A 14,737-nucleotide genomic window follows, 5' to 3' on the forward strand; every position below is an offset into this window, starting at 1 on the left:
ATGTCGTTGGTTTACAGACAATTTTTAAATTTCCGAACCGCTTTTCGGAACCCATTGTGTATGAAAAACACCTTCTTTCCCAATAAGTTCATAAGTATGAGCGCCAAAAAAATCGCGTTGCGCCTGAATCAGGTTTGATGGCATTCTCTTGCTGCGGAAGGAATCGAAATAGCTCAGGGATGAAGCGAAGGCTGGAACCGCGATGCCGCTCGCCACACATTTTGACAAAACAGATCGGATTCCCGGAATTGTTTCGTTCACTATTTTTGCCACATTTCCGTCAAGCAAAAGATGTTGGAGTCCGTTGTCTTTTTCGTAGGCATTGTAAATTTCGTTCAAAAACGAAGAACGGATAATACATCCGCCGCGCCAGATTTTGGCAATTTCCGAAAGGTTCAGACCATAATTATATTCCGTTGATGCATTTGAAAGCATCTGCATACCCTGCGCGTACGTTATGATCATGCTGAAATAAAATGCTTGCTCCAGTTCTAACAGGAACTGTTCCTGATCTACGTCAAAACTAACCGTCTCGTCAGCACTATATAATCCAGATGCCTGTTCGCGAAGTGTTTTATACTTAGACAGATCCCGCATTGATACTGCTGTGTCGATTGTAGGAATTGGAGATTGGAGATCCATGGCAGCCTGCGAAGTCCATTTTCCTGTTCCTTTCGCTCTGGCTTCATCCTTGATGTCATCCAGGAGTAAATGATCGGAACCAGGCTCTTTGTATTTAAAAATATCGGCAGTAATATCTACCAAAAATGATTGCAGGCGGCCTTCATTCCAGCTGGCGAATATTTTCTGGATTTCATCACCTTCCATCTTCAATCCATTTTTCAGAATCTCATATGTTTCGGAGAGTAATTGCATCATGCCATATTCGATACCATTATGGACCATTTTGACAAAATGACCTGCCGAACCTTGTCCGATATACGTGACACAAGGTACTCCGTCGACTTTTGCAGCGATGGCTTCCAATATGGGCTTCATAACGGAGTAAGCTTTTTTATCGCCACCAGGCATAATGCTCGGACCGCGTCGTGCTCCTTCTTCTCCTCCGGAAATACCCATTCCAAAGAAATGAAAACCAAGATTTTGCAGGTATTCAACGCGTCGGTTGGTATCAGTAAAGTGAGAATTTCCTCCATCAATCAAAATGTCGCCTTTGTCTAGAAGCGGCAATAGCTCCTCTATAACACTATCAACAATTTTTCCAGCCGGAACGAGCATTGTGATTGCACGAGGCGTGGTAAGGCTCGCAACAAATTCGTTGATATCGCTGAACCCTTTGACTTTTATATTTTTGCCCTCTTCTTCAAGCAAGGCACCTTTTGAAGCATCTTTGTCATATCCGGCGCCAGCAAAGCCATGGTCACCGATATTGAGAAGTAAGTTTCGGCCCATGGTACCCAGGCCGATCATACCAAAATTATATTGTTGCTCACTCATGATTGCGGAAATTTTTCTCTTTTAAGACCTTCAAGAATTTCTTTCGTAGACTCGAAACTGGTATGATGAAAGGCACGGATACCTAACTTTTGAGCCGTGGTCGTAAACATAATGCGATCATCGAAATAAACACATTGCGCCGGAGTGGCCTGCGCGATACCCATCGCAAGGTTGAACAATCCTGGATCAGGTTTACGCATTTTCACTTCACAGGACGAAATAAAGGCATCAAAACATTCATGGAGTTTGAACTTCCGGACGCGATAATCATTTAATTCCTTGCCTTCATTATTGATGGAAATAACGCGGAAACCGCAGTCTTTTTTCCACTCTTTCAGCCATTTAAGCATATCCGGCAGTTCGACAGATTGTGCGTAGATAAATGCCTTAAAATCTTCTCTTGCGAAGTCGCGGGGATGATTAAAGATGACAGTGTCCAGATATTCGTCAAGTGTTATGCTGCCAATTTCATACACATTAAAAATGAAATTATGTAACACATTAACTTCATTGTAGTCGAGACCGAACTGTTCGGAGGCAATTTTGCGGGATTCGTGCCCCCAGCCATTGCTGAGGAGCACGCCACCGATATCAAAAAACAGAATTTTAAGATCAGTACTTTCCATTATTGCTTTTAGTTGACTTTGGATTTTTGGTCTTCAATAGCCTGTAATAATTTTTCAAAAGGCTTATTAAACTTATCAATTCCTTCGTCTTCCAATTGCTTAGTCACTGCGTCGATATCAATACCAGCCGCTTTGATTTTTTCCATGATTTCTGTTGCTCCTTCAAGATCATCTTCCAGACGGCTCGCAGGATCGCCATGATCACGGTATGCTTCCAATGTATCCAATGGAATAGTATCAACTGTATCAGGGCCAATAAGCGCTTCTACATATTTTGTATCTTTGAAGGCAGGGTTCTTGCTGCTTGTACTTGCCCAAAGAAGACGTTGTGGAACGGCACCTTTATCAGCCAGTTTTTTCCAGCGTTCAGTGCTGAATACGCGTTTATAAATTTCATAAGCCTTTTTAGCAGAAGCAATTGCCACTTCGCCTTTAAGCTCACCAAGTCCTTTTTCATCCAGCATTGGATCAACCAGAACGTCAATACGGCTAAGGAAGAAACTTGCAACGGATGAAATTTTATCAATTGGCAAGCCTTTTTCGGCTCTCTCTTCCAAACCTTTGATATACGCTTCGGTAACTGCTTCGTAACGATCCAGGCCAAAAAGCAAGGTAACGTTGATGTTCAAGCCCTCAGCAATTGCTTTTTGGATTGCAGGAAGACCAGGTTCAGTTCCTGGAATCTTGATCATCACATTTTCCTTATCAACCGCTTTCCAAAGTTCAAGTGCTTGTTTGATCGTTCCTTCTGTATTTAACGCAAGGAATGGCGATACTTCAAGACTTACATATCCATCTGCACCAACAATTTCTGCATCATAAACCGGGCGCAAAAGGTCACATGCACGTTTTATATCACTTACAGCAAGACCAAAAAAAATCTCTTCGTTGGTTTTATCACCTTTTGATAATTCATTGATATCTGCATCGTAGTCTGAGCTGCTGCTGATGGCTTTTTCGAAAATAGCCGGGTTGGAAGTAACGCCTCTTACGCCGTCTTCTTCAACCAGTTTTTTTAATTCACCGGTGTTAATAATCTTACGGTCAATGAAATCCAACCAGATGCTTTGTCCAAAATCGTGGATCTGTTTTACTTTGTTACTTGCCATAATTAACTGTTATTTGAATTAAAAAATACCTTTTACAATTTATTAAATCAGGACGAGAAAAATGTGGTTCTAACCCTAGCAGAACCACATTTTTCGAGTTGCGCCTTATTTATTCAACAAAGCTTTCGCCTTATTAATTACATTTTCGACCGTAAAACCGAAAACTTTATACAATTCATCGGCAGGCGCAGATTCCCCAAAAGTTGTCATCGCAATGATGTCGCCTTCGTCCGTTACGTATTTATGCCATCCCAGCGGAGAGCCTGTTTCAACGGCAAGACGTTTTCTGATTGCATTCGGGAAAACTTCTTCCTTGTATGCTGCATCCTGCTTTTCAAATAATTCCCAGGACGGCATACTCACCACTCTTGCCGCAATTCCTTCCTCTTTCAACTTCGCCTGCGCCGACATAATCAATTCAACCTCCGAACCGGTTGCAATTAAAATTAAATCCGGTGTCTTCTCTGAATCAGAAAGTACATAAGCACCTTTTTCTAACTGTTTTGCATCGCCATATTTTGTCTGATCCAAAATTGTCAAACCCTGACGTGTAAAAACCAATACAACCGGCCCGCCCTTATGTTCCAACGCAACACGCCAGGCCTGCGCAGTTTCGTTAGCATCAGCAGGGCGAATGACAGTGATATTCGGAATCGAGCGAAGTGATATCAATTGTTCAACAGGCTGATGTGTCGTGCCGTCTTCTCCGAGACCGATACTGTCATGGGTATAAACAAATATTGGCTTGATCTTCATAATTGCCGCCAAACGAATCGGTGGGCGCATATATTCTGAAAAGATCAGAAATGTTGCGCCAAAAGGTATCAATCCCTTGGTAAGGGCCATTCCATTTAACGCTGAACCCATCGCATGCTCGCGTATCCCAAAATGGAAATTTCTTCCATCTCTTTTTTCAGGCGTGAAGGAATCAAATTCTTTGAGATTCGTATCGGTGGAGGGAGCCAAATCAGCTGCTCCGCCTATCAAACCTGGAATGCTTGCTGCGATTGCATTCAGCACTTTTCCCGAGGCCTGGCGTGTCGCCATTTTTTTGTCAGCAGCTTCGAAAACAGGAAGATTGTCGAGCCAGCCATCGGGCAATTCTCCGCTAATTGCCAGTTCATATTCTGCCGCCAGATCAGGGAATTTTTCCTTGTATTCACTGAAAAGCTCGTTCCATTTTTCTTCGAGTTTCGTACCTTTTTCTCCGACACCCTGGTAGTATGCAGCGACTTCCTCCGGCACGACAAAAGATTGTTCCGGGTCGAAGCCGAAAAATTCTTTAACCAGCTTAACTTCGTCTGCGCCCAGCGGAGATCCGTGAGAACCAGCCGTATCTACTTTGTTCGGACTTCCATAGGCGATCTGCGTGCGAACTTTGATAAGTGAGGGACGGTTTTTTTCTCCCTGTGCATTTCTTACAGCAATGTTGAGAGCACTGATATCATTTCCATCTTCGACAACTTGCACATGCCAGCCGTACGACTCGAAGCGTTTTGCCACATCTTCAGTAAAAGCGATATCTGTCGTGCCTTCGATCGAAATATGGTTATCATCATACAGATAGATGATATTCCCTAATTCCAAATGTCCCGCCAGCGACGCTGCTTCGGAAGTTACGCCTTCCATCATATCGCCGTCACTGCAAATTGCGTAGACATTGTAATCAAAAATGTCAAAACCAGGTCTATTATACCTCGCTGCAAGATGTTTCTGGGCGATTGCAAATCCAACGCCATTGGCAAATCCCTGGCCTAAGGGTCCTGTTGTTACGTCGATTCCGGGAGCAAGTCCATATTCCGGGTGTCCTGCTGTTTTACTATTAAGTTGTCTGAAATTTTTGAGGTCGTCGAGTGAAAGATCGTAACCTGTCAAATGCAGATAGCTGTATTGAAGCATACATCCATGGCCCGCGGATAAAACAAATCTGTCCCGGTTTGGCCAATCTGGATTTTTAGGATTATAGTGCATAAAATGCGACCATAAAACATGGGCCATTGGCGCGGCTCCCATTGGCATTCCAGGATGTCCCGAATTTGCTTTTTGCACTGCATCAACGGACAATAATCTTGCGGTGTTGATGCCTAATTGTTCAATTTCCTTCGTATCTGATCCCATTTTAAGCTATGCTGATTGATTAGTTATCTTGGTAAAACTATTAAACGGTTACTCTCGAAAGCATGACCTGACCTTTTAAGTACATATTTAATCAATACTTTTTCAAACTGATTTTATAATTTCACCAATTAAAAATTAAGTTACCTGACTTGTTTTAAAAATTCTATTCTTATCCGGCAGAGAGGTTTAGTATAACATTTATGCCAAATATTTTAATCTGAGTTGCTGCCAGGTGGATATCGATGATGTGGGCAATTTATCAAGCCGAGTTTTTTGAATGACAAAGTTGGGCTTATATAATTAATTCATAAAGAGCTGTTTTATCGATTTTGTTGTACATATCAGTGGATTATGTTTTGATTAAAATTAGTCAGGAAGAGGGTGAGGTGCAGTTTTGGAAAAATCCTGAAAAACTTGTAAATAGAAATTAGTTACGATCTTTGTAGTAAGTATTAACCAGTTAACTTTGAAATATGTCATTGAGGGGCCCGATAATTTCAATTGAGGACGACGCAGATGATCAGTACCTTTTAAAAAGTGTGCTGGATGAAATGAAAATACCGAATACTGTTCATTTTTTTAATAATGGGCTTGAAGCGCTTCAATACCTGGAAGTTACAACCGAACAGCCATTCCTGATCCTTTGCGATATCAATATGCCGATTATGAATGGCCTTGAATTGCGTCAGAGAATCGATAGCGAAGAATATTTAAAAAGGAAATCTATCCCATTTGTTTTTTTAAGCACCTCGGGAAGTCCGAAGTTGGTGGAGGAGGCTTATGCTTCGACGATTCAGGGATATTACCAAAAGGCGAGCGGTTTTGATGCCTTTAGACAACAAATCGAATTGATTGTTGAATATTGGAAATCCTGCCTGCATCCAAATAATTTCACCGTTAGCAGTAAGTAGTGTATCTATGTTTAAAACAACTCGCGGCTCCTGAATGTTTCGGAAACCGCGTCTTGTAAAACAATTAAAATCTACTTAGAAAGCTGTTCGAATTCTTCATCCGTCAATTGGATGTCCGCAGCTTTCAAATTTTCATGTAAGTGACCAATGGACTTGGTTCCCGGGATCAATAGTATATTTGGAGATCTCCTTAGAAGCCACGCGAGTGCAATTTGTGCAGTTGTGGCCTTATGATCTGCGGCGATCCTACCAAGTTTTTCTGCAAGCTTCTGAGGCCCTGACGCCAGTGGGTACCATGGTATAAAAGCTTGCCCTTTTTTGGCAGTATAATCTACAATTTCTTCCCACTGTCTGTTACCGAGGTTGTAAAGATTTTGAACCGATACGATTGATATAACTTTTTCTGCCCGTTCGATCTGTTCAATGTTCACTTCGGATAAGCCGACATATTTAATTTTACCTGTTTTTACTGCCTCTGCAACAGGAGCAAGCGTTTCTTCAACAGGAATTTTTGGATCAAAACGGTGAAGCTGCCAAAGGTCGATCGTATCAACTTTTAATCTTTTCAAACTTCCCTCAATGTTTTCACTGATGAATTTTGGATCTCCGTTCGGCACCCATTCATTTGGTCCCGGACGATTGAATCCACCTTTGGTGGCAATAACGAGATCGTGTTTATAAGGCTGCAAAGCATCGGCAATTAATGATTCGTTGAAGTGAGGACCGTAAGCGTCTGCTGTGTCAATGAAGTTGACGCCTGATGCAACAGCTTCCTGTAAAACTTTTATAGCGTTAGGTCTGTCCGCAACCTCGCCAAACACGCCTGAGCCTGTCAATTGCATTGCACCATAACCTAAACGTTTAATTTCTATTTCATCACCTATTTTATAGGTTAATGATATTTTCGAATCTGCTGACATTTTATTTAATGTTCTAATTGAAAAACGTGTATATAAAATTTCCTGATCCTAAAATACCTGATTGGTATTTTTAGTTCAAATCTTAACAGTCAGCTTAATTTTTATGCCAGGTATCAGCCTGAAAAATCCTGATCGAGATTATACTTGATAATAAATTGACTTTAAGAAATCTTGGAACGTCATGTTTTGGTGAAGTTAAATTAGTGAGAGATGATCAAAATGGTAGCAGTAATAATTAAGCGATATTGATTTTTACGATGCCGAGTTTTTTCATTTTGCTTACCATTGTTGATACGGGCAGATCCAGCAGTACCGCTGCTCCATTAGGTCCGGAGATTCTGTTATTGCATTTTCTCAAAACAGAAAGTATGTGATCCCGTTCAAGCTCTTCCATTGTTTTTACTGCAAAACCAGTGTTTCTCGCTGCAATGTCAACTTTTGCGTCATTGGGAAATGGTAACGTGAGTTCTTCTATCTGTTTGCCGGATGTCAGTAACACGCTTCGCTCTATCAAATGTTGTAACTCTCTGACATTTCCTGGCCAGGCGTAAGTTATTAACCGTTCCATCGCAGAATCTGAAATCGAATCTACGCGTTTACCGGTTAGTTTGGCATAATATTTCAGAAAGTGGAAAGCTAGTAAGGGGATATCCACGGGCCGCTCACGCAAAGGCGGCAGCACAATAGGAAAAACGAAAAGCCGGTAATACAGGTCAAGCCGAAAACGACCGCTTGCTATTTCTTTTTCCAGATTACGGCTGGTCGCGGCTATCACACGAACATCTATTTTAATAGAACCCTTTCCGCCAATTCGCTCGATTTCTTTTTCCTGTAAAACCCGGAGCAGTTTGACCTGGAAATCCACCGGCATCTCACCGATCTCGTCCAGCATTATCGTACCGCCGGAAGCTTGCTCAAACTTTCCAATACGCCTTTCATAAGCACCTGTAAAAGAGCCTTTTTCATGCCCAAAAAATTCGGATTCAATCAGATTTGCAGGGAGCGCTGCGCAATTAACTTTGATAAAAGGTTTGTTTTTTCGCGGGGATAGTTTGTGGATAATTGAGGCTATTCCCTCTTTTCCTGTACCACTTTCACCTAAAATCAAAACCGATGTTGTGCTGGCTGCAACCTGCATAACAAGTTCGAAAACTTCCTGCATGCCTTCACTGGTTCCGATAATTCCCTCAAATTCGATTTTACTTTTATCAATATCCGCCCTTTCAGAAAAGGTTGATTTGAAAGCACTTTGATATTCGGAAATATTGCGAAGTTTAGGTTTTTGTTGCTGATCATAATGATGGCGATACTGGGCGATGTCCAGTGTTACCAGCAAATCTTTTTCACGAAATGGCTTGACAAGAAATCCATAAGGATTCGTCGCTTTGGCTGCCTGCAATACCTGAGTGCTTGAATTTGCAGATAAATAAATGAAAGGCAGATTCATTTCATTGAGTAACAACGCAAGGTCAATTCCTGTGCGGGCGCCTTGGAGGTAAATATCCAGGACGATCAGGCATGGCTTTTCATTAGCGATTATTTCCAGTGCTTCGTCCACAGAAAAGGCGATACTACAAACTGTGTATCCCGCATTTTCCAAAGTAATACGAATATCGCCAGCCACGATATATTCGTCTTCAACGATCAGGATCTTGTCACACATCATTGCATGCAGTTTGGCGCTCAAAAAGTTGGCTGGTACTTAATGGTTTTGTCGAACTGCAAGTAAACTATTTTAATTCAGGTTTTATTTTTAAACGATGATATGTACTAGTCTGTTGATAAAATATCAATGTGTTTTTCGTTGTCAAACAGTCAGTTTTACCAACTGCGCTTGTTTTTGAGCTTTCAGCGAGAGTTCTGTTGCAAGGAAACAATGCTCTTGCGACATCGCAGTTTCAGTTCTGTTCAAAACATCCTCTACAAGCTGTTTTCCGTAAGGCAGTGGTTCTTTGCTGCAATCGATATATTGCGTTTCTTTTTGTGTTACCAGAAATAGGTGATTGCCACCATCGCGTCCTGCGATATCGACATTCTTGCGAATTTCAATAAACCCCTCTGTTCCCAAAATTGTTAAGCGACCGTCGCCCCAGCTTTTTAAACCGTCCGGCGTGAACCAGTCCACACGGATGTAGCCTGTACCGCCATTTCCCCGAATCATGCAATCGCCAAAATCCTCAAATTTCGGATATTGCGGATGGCTGACGTTGCCAATCTGCGAAGCGACAACCTCTGCCTTGGTTGATCCGGTAAAAAATAAAAATTGATCAAATTGATGAGACGCGATATCACAAATGACACCGCCATACCGTTTTGCATCAAAAAACCATTCGGGTCTGGAACTGGCTGACATACGGTGAGGTCCAAGTCCAATGGTTTGGATTACCTTCCCAATTGCACCGGATTTCACAAGTTCACCAGCTTTCACAGTTGCCCGGTTTTCGAGCCGCTCACTGTACATGATAGAATAAATCCGGCCGGTTTCCTTTTGAACTTTCCGAACCTGAGCAAGCTGTTCCAGAGAAGTAATTCCTGGTTTGTCAGCCATATAATCCTTACCGCTCTGCATAACTCGAATACCGATCGGGGCACGCTGATCGGGAATTGCTGAACTTAATACAAGCTGAATAGATTTGTCATCCAGTATTTCTTTTTCGTTCGCCACCATCTTCGCGTCAGGATATCTTTTGCCAAAAGCTGCCGTAAGATCAGCCTCAGCGGCATAATATGCGACGAGCTGTCCGCCGCCGCGAATTACTGCTTCAACTTGTCCGTATATGTGCCCATGGTTCATACCGATCACCGCAAATTTGATTCTGCCAGGCTCCACTATTTCTTTCTCGACCGTTTCAGATTTCAATGTTCCTATGGAGACGGCGCTATTTTTAGCCTCGCCCGGAAGGGAAGACATCATCATAATTCCAGCGGCGGTACCTACGGTGCTGCGAATAAATTCACGTCGGTTATCTTCTGTTTTTTTCATTTTGGCTGAAATGGGAAGTGTTTCTTTTTTGTAACATTTTCTATTAAACAGGAAGACTAATTTCCCAATTAACTACCCTTAATGTGATGTGTAAATGTTCATATTCATCGAAAATATGTAATTGAATTGAATTACGCCCATTGGCTGGGTAATCGCAAAATGAGATAGAAAACATCAGATTTTAGAAGCAAACTATAAGTAGATATCAATTGGTACATATTTTGTTAAAGTTTATCGGACATTAAATTTATCTTGATGCCCTGTCTGAAGCTGTTACGATTAAAGTTGCATCTCGATAAAATCTAGCCAAATTTCAAGTTATAATACGCTACTAATGAATGATAAAAAAAGCTCCGTTAATGATCGTCTTCTGTTACAGGAGAGATTTGATCTGGTGGCAAAGGCAACCCATGATGTAATCCGTGACTGGGATCTTGAAAAAAAGACACTTTGGTGGAATGACGTGATGGAATCTCTTTTTGGTTATATAACCGAGGATCTGGAACCTGGACCCGACTCCTGGTATAACAGAATCCATCCTGAGGATCAGGAACGCGTCATTACGAGTATCCACAAATTGATAGAAAAAAAAGAATCGAATTGGTCTGAACATTACCGGTTCAGGCGAGCTGATGGATCCTACGCATTTGTTCACGACCGGGGTTATACGATTATCGATGGCGGCAAACCTGTGCGTATGGTAGCATCCATGCAAGATACATCGGAACAAGTTTTGATGCAGAAAGCGCTGGAAGAAAGCGAAGCCCGCCTTCTATTTGCCCTTTCATCAGCTCAGTTATTTACGTGGGACATCGATACACAAAACCAGATCGTTCACTGGGGAGAAGGAACTCAAAGGCTTCACGGATTTACAAATGCGCAATCCGTCCCATCTACCCAAATGTTAGAAAATGCTCATCCGGAAGATCGAGACCGACTAACTGAGGCCGTAAATCGTGCGCTTACCAGGGATTCGGGAGGTTATTTTGATATTGAATACAGAATTTGCGACCCAAAGAGCAATAGTTTGAGATGGATTCATTCGTCAGGGCAAGCTTACTTTGGGACAGATAACAAACCTTATCGCTTTTCAGGGGTGACGAAAGATATTACTGATCAGGTCTTATCCAGAGAAAAGGCAGCAATAGCTGATCATCAAGCCTCCATTGCCATCGAGGGTTTTGGGGCAGGTTCGTTTGTTTTGGATCTGGCAACGAATGAAATCACTTATTCACCAACTTTCGTCAGGATTCTTACAGGTACAGAGTTCGTTGCAAAAAGCGGAAAGGTTTTTGTTGATCATATTCATAGGGACGATCTTCCGTTTCGTGATGAGGCGCTGGCACTGTTGAGGAAGACTGGCGTTTTGAGCTATGAAGCGAGATTTATCTGGCAGGACGGCTCAGAGCATTGGGTGCGAGTTATCGGTAAAAACCTGGTTGACGCTTCCGGTAAAGCCATTACCCTGTCTGGGATCGTGTTGGATATTACAGATAGCGTGGAAGCGGAGAAAAAGCTTTCTGAGAGTGAGGCAAAACTTAGAACGTTAATGGGCAAGGCTCCCGTTGCCATAGGACTTCTGAAGGGAGAAAATTTTATCATAGAGGAGGCAAATCCTTGCATTCTTCAGGTCTGGGGAAAGGATGAAAGTGTTATTGGAATGCCGCTCATTGAAGGATTACCTGAACTGGCAGGGCAGGCGTACCCGGAAATTCTGGCAAATGTCTATAATTCTGGTGTGCCTTATCATGGTTTGGAGAGCAGGGTTGAATTGATAAGAAACGGACAGAAAGAGGATGTGTATTTCAATTTTGTTTATACTCCATTATTTGAATCAGAAACGGTTACAGGAATTATTATTGTTGCCAGTGAAATTACCGAGCAAGTCCAGACAAAGCTGAAAATAGCTGAAAGCGAGCGGAAGTTTAGAAATCTGATCGAGGAGGCGCCTATTGCCATTTGCCTTTTTAAAGGGCGGGATTTGATTATCGAAAATCCAAACGACGCAATTCTCAAAATTTTCGGAAAAGGTAACGATGTTGCTGGTAAAAAGCTAGCTGACGTGCTGCCTGAGCTTTTGGATCAACCCTTTATGCAGATTCTTGATGATGTTTACACCACTGGTATCGCTTATCATTCAGACGCGGCAAGAGCTGATCTGGTAATAGACGGCGTCATGAAAACCTTTTATTTTGATTTTACCTATCAGCCTTTACGTAATGAAAACGGTGTGATTTATGCAATTGTTGATATAGCTATTGACGTGACCTCGCAGATTGAGTATAGGACTATGCTTGAAAAAAGTCAGGATAAATACCGTCAGCTGGCCAGCGAACTGGAAAACCGCGTGCAAAAAAGTACGAACGAGCTTCGGAAGGCCAACCACGATTTGACCCTTTCTAATGCAAATCTTCAACAATTTGCTTATGCCGCCAGCCACGACATGCAGGAACCGCTTCGGAAAATTCAGGCATTTAGTTCGCGGCTGCAGACACAGTACGAAGATGTTCTGGATGACACCGGTGTCTTTATGCTGAACCGAATGCAGGACGCCGGAAAAAGGATGTCGGCGATGATTGACGATCTGCTTGCTTATTCAAGACTTTCAACGCGCGACGGCGAGTTTGCAGTGGTAAATATGAACAGAGTTGTAGCGGAAGTTTTATCTGATTTAGAGATTGTCGTGCAGGAATCCGGTGCCCATATTATTACAGGAGAACTTATCCCGGTTTGGGGAAATGCCCGTCAATTCGCACAGCTTTTCCAAAATATTATCAGTAACGCTGTAAAATACAGGAACCACGAGCAAAAACCCATTATTCAAATCCGTAGTTCAAGAGTATCTCAGACTGATTCTGAAATTTCGTCTGACCTTTCACCAGAACAGAGCTACGTTAAAATAGAAATTGAGGATAACGGGATTGGATTTAATATGGATAACCTGGACAGAATTTTTCAAATGTTTCAGCGTCTGCATGGAAGAAGTGAATACTCCGGCTCGGGTATTGGTTTGGCGTTATGCCGGAAAGTTGTCCAAAATCACAACGGATATTTAACTGCTGTAAGTGAGGAAGGTAGGGGCGCAACCTTTATCATTTATCTGCCAGAACAAAATGGCTAAGACAATTTCAAAATTCTAAATTTGAATGCTATCGATAATAATACGGTTGTAAATTGTAAAATTTGATAAAAAATCGGACATTGCGCGCCCAAATTTTTACAGATTATAATGACCAGTATTTCCTGCGGAATCGATTTCGGAACTTCCAATTCAAGCATAGCAATAGCAAATCAGGGTAACGTCCATCTCGTTGAGGTAGAAGGTTCAAGTACGACAACACCAAGTGCCATGTTTTTTCTGCGCAAGGGGAATATACCCTTTTATGGACGAGCGGCCGTGAATATGTTTCTGGAAAGAAATCCAGGCCGCTTCATGCGAAGTCTGAAACGTGTTTTAGGTACTCCAGTGATGCGCCAGGGAACCATGGTAAATGGAGAACTAATGCGTTTCAATGAGATTATTACTTCATTTCTAAAAAACTTAAAAGATAAAGCTGACGCAGAAGCAGGGCTGGAAATTGAAAGCGTAGTAATGGGTAGGCCGGTGCACTTCGTAGATGGAGACAGTGCGGCGGATTTAAGAGCAGAAGCAGAATTGAAAGAAATTGCCAGACAATTAGGTTTTAAAAATATTGATTTTCAATTTGAACCGATTGCAGCAGCGTTCGCACATGAGATTAATATTTCGGGTGAAAAATTAGCAATTGTAGTCGATCTGGGCGGAGGTACTTCTGATTTTACCGTTATTCGTTTATCCAACAAATACATTCATAAAGCCGATCGCACGTCTGATATTCTTGCTAATACAGGTATCCGGGTTGGCGGAAATGACTTTGATAAAGATTTGAGCTTGGCTGCCATTATGCCTGAGCTTGGGTATAGAAGTACATACGGCGCCAAAAACCTGGAAGTGCCATTATATCATTATTTTGACTTATCAGAGTGGAGTAAAGTTAACTTTTTATACACCACAAAAATAATCTCCCAGACAAAACAAATCTTGTTTGAGGCGCACGACAAAACCCGTTATAAAAGACTTTTACAAGTATTGGAACAGGAAACGGGCCATACCTTATTGGCTGCTACGGAAGAAACTAAAATCGCACTGACGTCAAAAGCTGAATATGACGCGCCTTTTGACTTTCTTGAAGACGGGCTGACAACAAGAGTTACCCGGGAGCAGTTTGACGAGGCTATTTTTCAGAAAATTGAAAAAATTTCCAATTCTGCTTTGCAGTGTTTGTCTGATGCCGGGGTTCAAAAAGAGGATATAGATTTGGTAATTCTTACAGGAGGATCGACAGAAGTTCCGTTGATTCAGTCAGAATTCAAGAAACTATTTCCAAATGCTGCACTGGCTGATGAGAATAAGCTTTCCAGTGTGGGGCTTGGTCTCGCCTATGATTCCCAAAACAAGTTTGGTAGAATTTAATCGCTAAACGGAGCTTCTTTGGAGCTCTTTTTTAATTTATATTTAAAGTAAAACAGGTTTGATATATTAATATTTCCTGTATGAAACTTCAATTTAGATTTCGAACCTTAGTAATGTAAT

General features: G+C 41.9%; 10 protein-coding genes. 3 read left to right on the plus strand and 7 right to left on the minus strand.

Annotated elements, in window-relative coordinates:
* Positions 1–24 precede the first annotated feature (24 nt).
* The 4 genes from gndA to tkt form a co-directional block, all read right to left on the minus strand.
* On the minus strand, positions 25–1,458 hold the full coding sequence (gndA, locus tag L0657_RS09050; RefSeq protein WP_235150261.1) for an NADP-dependent phosphogluconate dehydrogenase: 1,434 nt from the start codon (positions 1,456–1,458) through the stop codon (positions 25–27).
* Positions 1,455–2,084, minus strand: a complete 630-nt coding sequence (locus L0657_RS09055) for an HAD family hydrolase (protein ID WP_235150262.1) — start codon at positions 2,082–2,084, stop codon at positions 1,455–1,457. The genes gndA and L0657_RS09055 overlap by 4 nt, the downstream gene beginning before the upstream one ends.
* An 8-nt stretch (positions 2,085–2,092) precedes the next feature.
* The gene (gene tal / locus L0657_RS09060) at positions 2,093–3,193 is read right to left on the minus strand and encodes a transaldolase (RefSeq protein WP_235150263.1); all 1,101 of its coding nucleotides are present in this window, start codon (positions 3,191–3,193) and stop codon (positions 2,093–2,095) included.
* A 105-nt stretch (positions 3,194–3,298) separates the two neighbouring features.
* Positions 3,299–5,311, minus strand: coding sequence for a transketolase (tkt, locus tag L0657_RS09065; protein WP_235150264.1), 2,013 nt, complete (start codon positions 5,309–5,311; stop codon positions 3,299–3,301).
* 473 nt (positions 5,312–5,784) lie between these two features.
* On the opposite strand from tkt, the gene L0657_RS09070 reads away from it, so the two are divergent.
* A complete protein-coding gene (locus L0657_RS09070; RefSeq protein WP_235150265.1) occupies positions 5,785–6,222 on the plus strand; it encodes a response regulator in 438 nt (145 codons plus the stop codon).
* Positions 6,223–6,293: 71 nt separating this feature from the next.
* On the opposite strand, the gene L0657_RS09075 is transcribed toward L0657_RS09070, so the two are convergent.
* The 3 genes from L0657_RS09075 to L0657_RS09085 form a co-directional block, all read right to left on the minus strand.
* Positions 6,294–7,142: an aldo/keto reductase gene (locus L0657_RS09075; RefSeq protein ID WP_235150266.1), complete on the minus strand. Its 849-nt coding sequence runs from the start codon at positions 7,140–7,142 to the stop codon at positions 6,294–6,296.
* A gap of 235 nt (positions 7,143–7,377) precedes the next feature.
* The gene (locus L0657_RS09080) at positions 7,378–8,808 is read right to left on the minus strand and encodes a sigma-54 dependent transcriptional regulator (protein WP_235150267.1); all 1,431 of its coding nucleotides are present in this window, start codon (positions 8,806–8,808) and stop codon (positions 7,378–7,380) included.
* Between the two features lie 141 nt (positions 8,809–8,949).
* Positions 8,950–10,125, minus strand: a complete 1,176-nt coding sequence (locus L0657_RS09085; RefSeq protein WP_235150268.1) for a Gfo/Idh/MocA family protein — start codon at positions 10,123–10,125, stop codon at positions 8,950–8,952.
* A 334-nt stretch (positions 10,126–10,459) separates the two neighbouring features.
* Here L0657_RS09085 and L0657_RS09090 point away from each other — a divergent pair, with 334 nt between their 5' ends.
* Together L0657_RS09090 and L0657_RS09095 are read left to right on the plus strand one after the other, a co-directional pair.
* A complete protein-coding gene (locus L0657_RS09090) occupies positions 10,460–13,246 on the plus strand; it encodes a PAS domain-containing protein (protein WP_235150269.1) in 2,787 nt (928 codons plus the stop codon).
* A 108-nt stretch (positions 13,247–13,354) separates the two neighbouring features.
* Positions 13,355–14,617 carry an Hsp70 family protein gene (locus L0657_RS09095; RefSeq protein ID WP_235150270.1) on the plus strand — a complete coding sequence of 421 codons (1,263 nt, stop codon included), beginning with the start codon at positions 13,355–13,357 and terminating at the stop codon, positions 14,615–14,617.
* The last annotated feature ends 120 nt before the right edge of the window (positions 14,618–14,737 follow it).

Source organism: Dyadobacter sp. CY345 (genome assembly GCF_021502725.1).
Taxonomy (GTDB): domain Bacteria; phylum Bacteroidota; class Bacteroidia; order Cytophagales; family Spirosomataceae; genus Dyadobacter.

Bases quoted from the DNA above. Each gene is read 5' to 3' on its own strand.
- gndA (WP_235150261.1), bottom strand. From the start codon at position 1,458: ATGAGTGAGCAACAATATAATTTTGGTATGATCGGCCTGGGTACCATG.
- L0657_RS09055 (WP_235150262.1), bottom strand. From the start codon at position 2,084: ATGGAAAGTACTGATCTTAAAATTCTGTTTTTTGATATCGGTGGCGTG.
- tal (WP_235150263.1), bottom strand. From the start codon at position 3,193: ATGGCAAGTAACAAAGTAAAACAGATCCACGATTTTGGACAAAGCATC.
- tkt (WP_235150264.1), bottom strand. From the start codon at position 5,311: ATGGGATCAGATACGAAGGAAATTGAACAATTAGGCATCAACACCGCA.
- L0657_RS09070 (WP_235150265.1), top strand. From the start codon at position 5,785: ATGTCATTGAGGGGCCCGATAATTTCAATTGAGGACGACGCAGATGAT.
- L0657_RS09075 (WP_235150266.1), bottom strand. From the start codon at position 7,142: ATGTCAGCAGATTCGAAAATATCATTAACCTATAAAATAGGTGATGAA.
- L0657_RS09080 (WP_235150267.1), bottom strand. From the start codon at position 8,808: ATGATGTGTGACAAGATCCTGATCGTTGAAGACGAATATATCGTGGCT.
- L0657_RS09085 (WP_235150268.1), bottom strand. From the start codon at position 10,125: ATGAAAAAAACAGAAGATAACCGACGTGAATTTATTCGCAGCACCGTA.
- L0657_RS09090 (WP_235150269.1), top strand. From the start codon at position 10,460: ATGAATGATAAAAAAAGCTCCGTTAATGATCGTCTTCTGTTACAGGAG.
- L0657_RS09095 (WP_235150270.1), top strand. From the start codon at position 13,355: ATGACCAGTATTTCCTGCGGAATCGATTTCGGAACTTCCAATTCAAGC.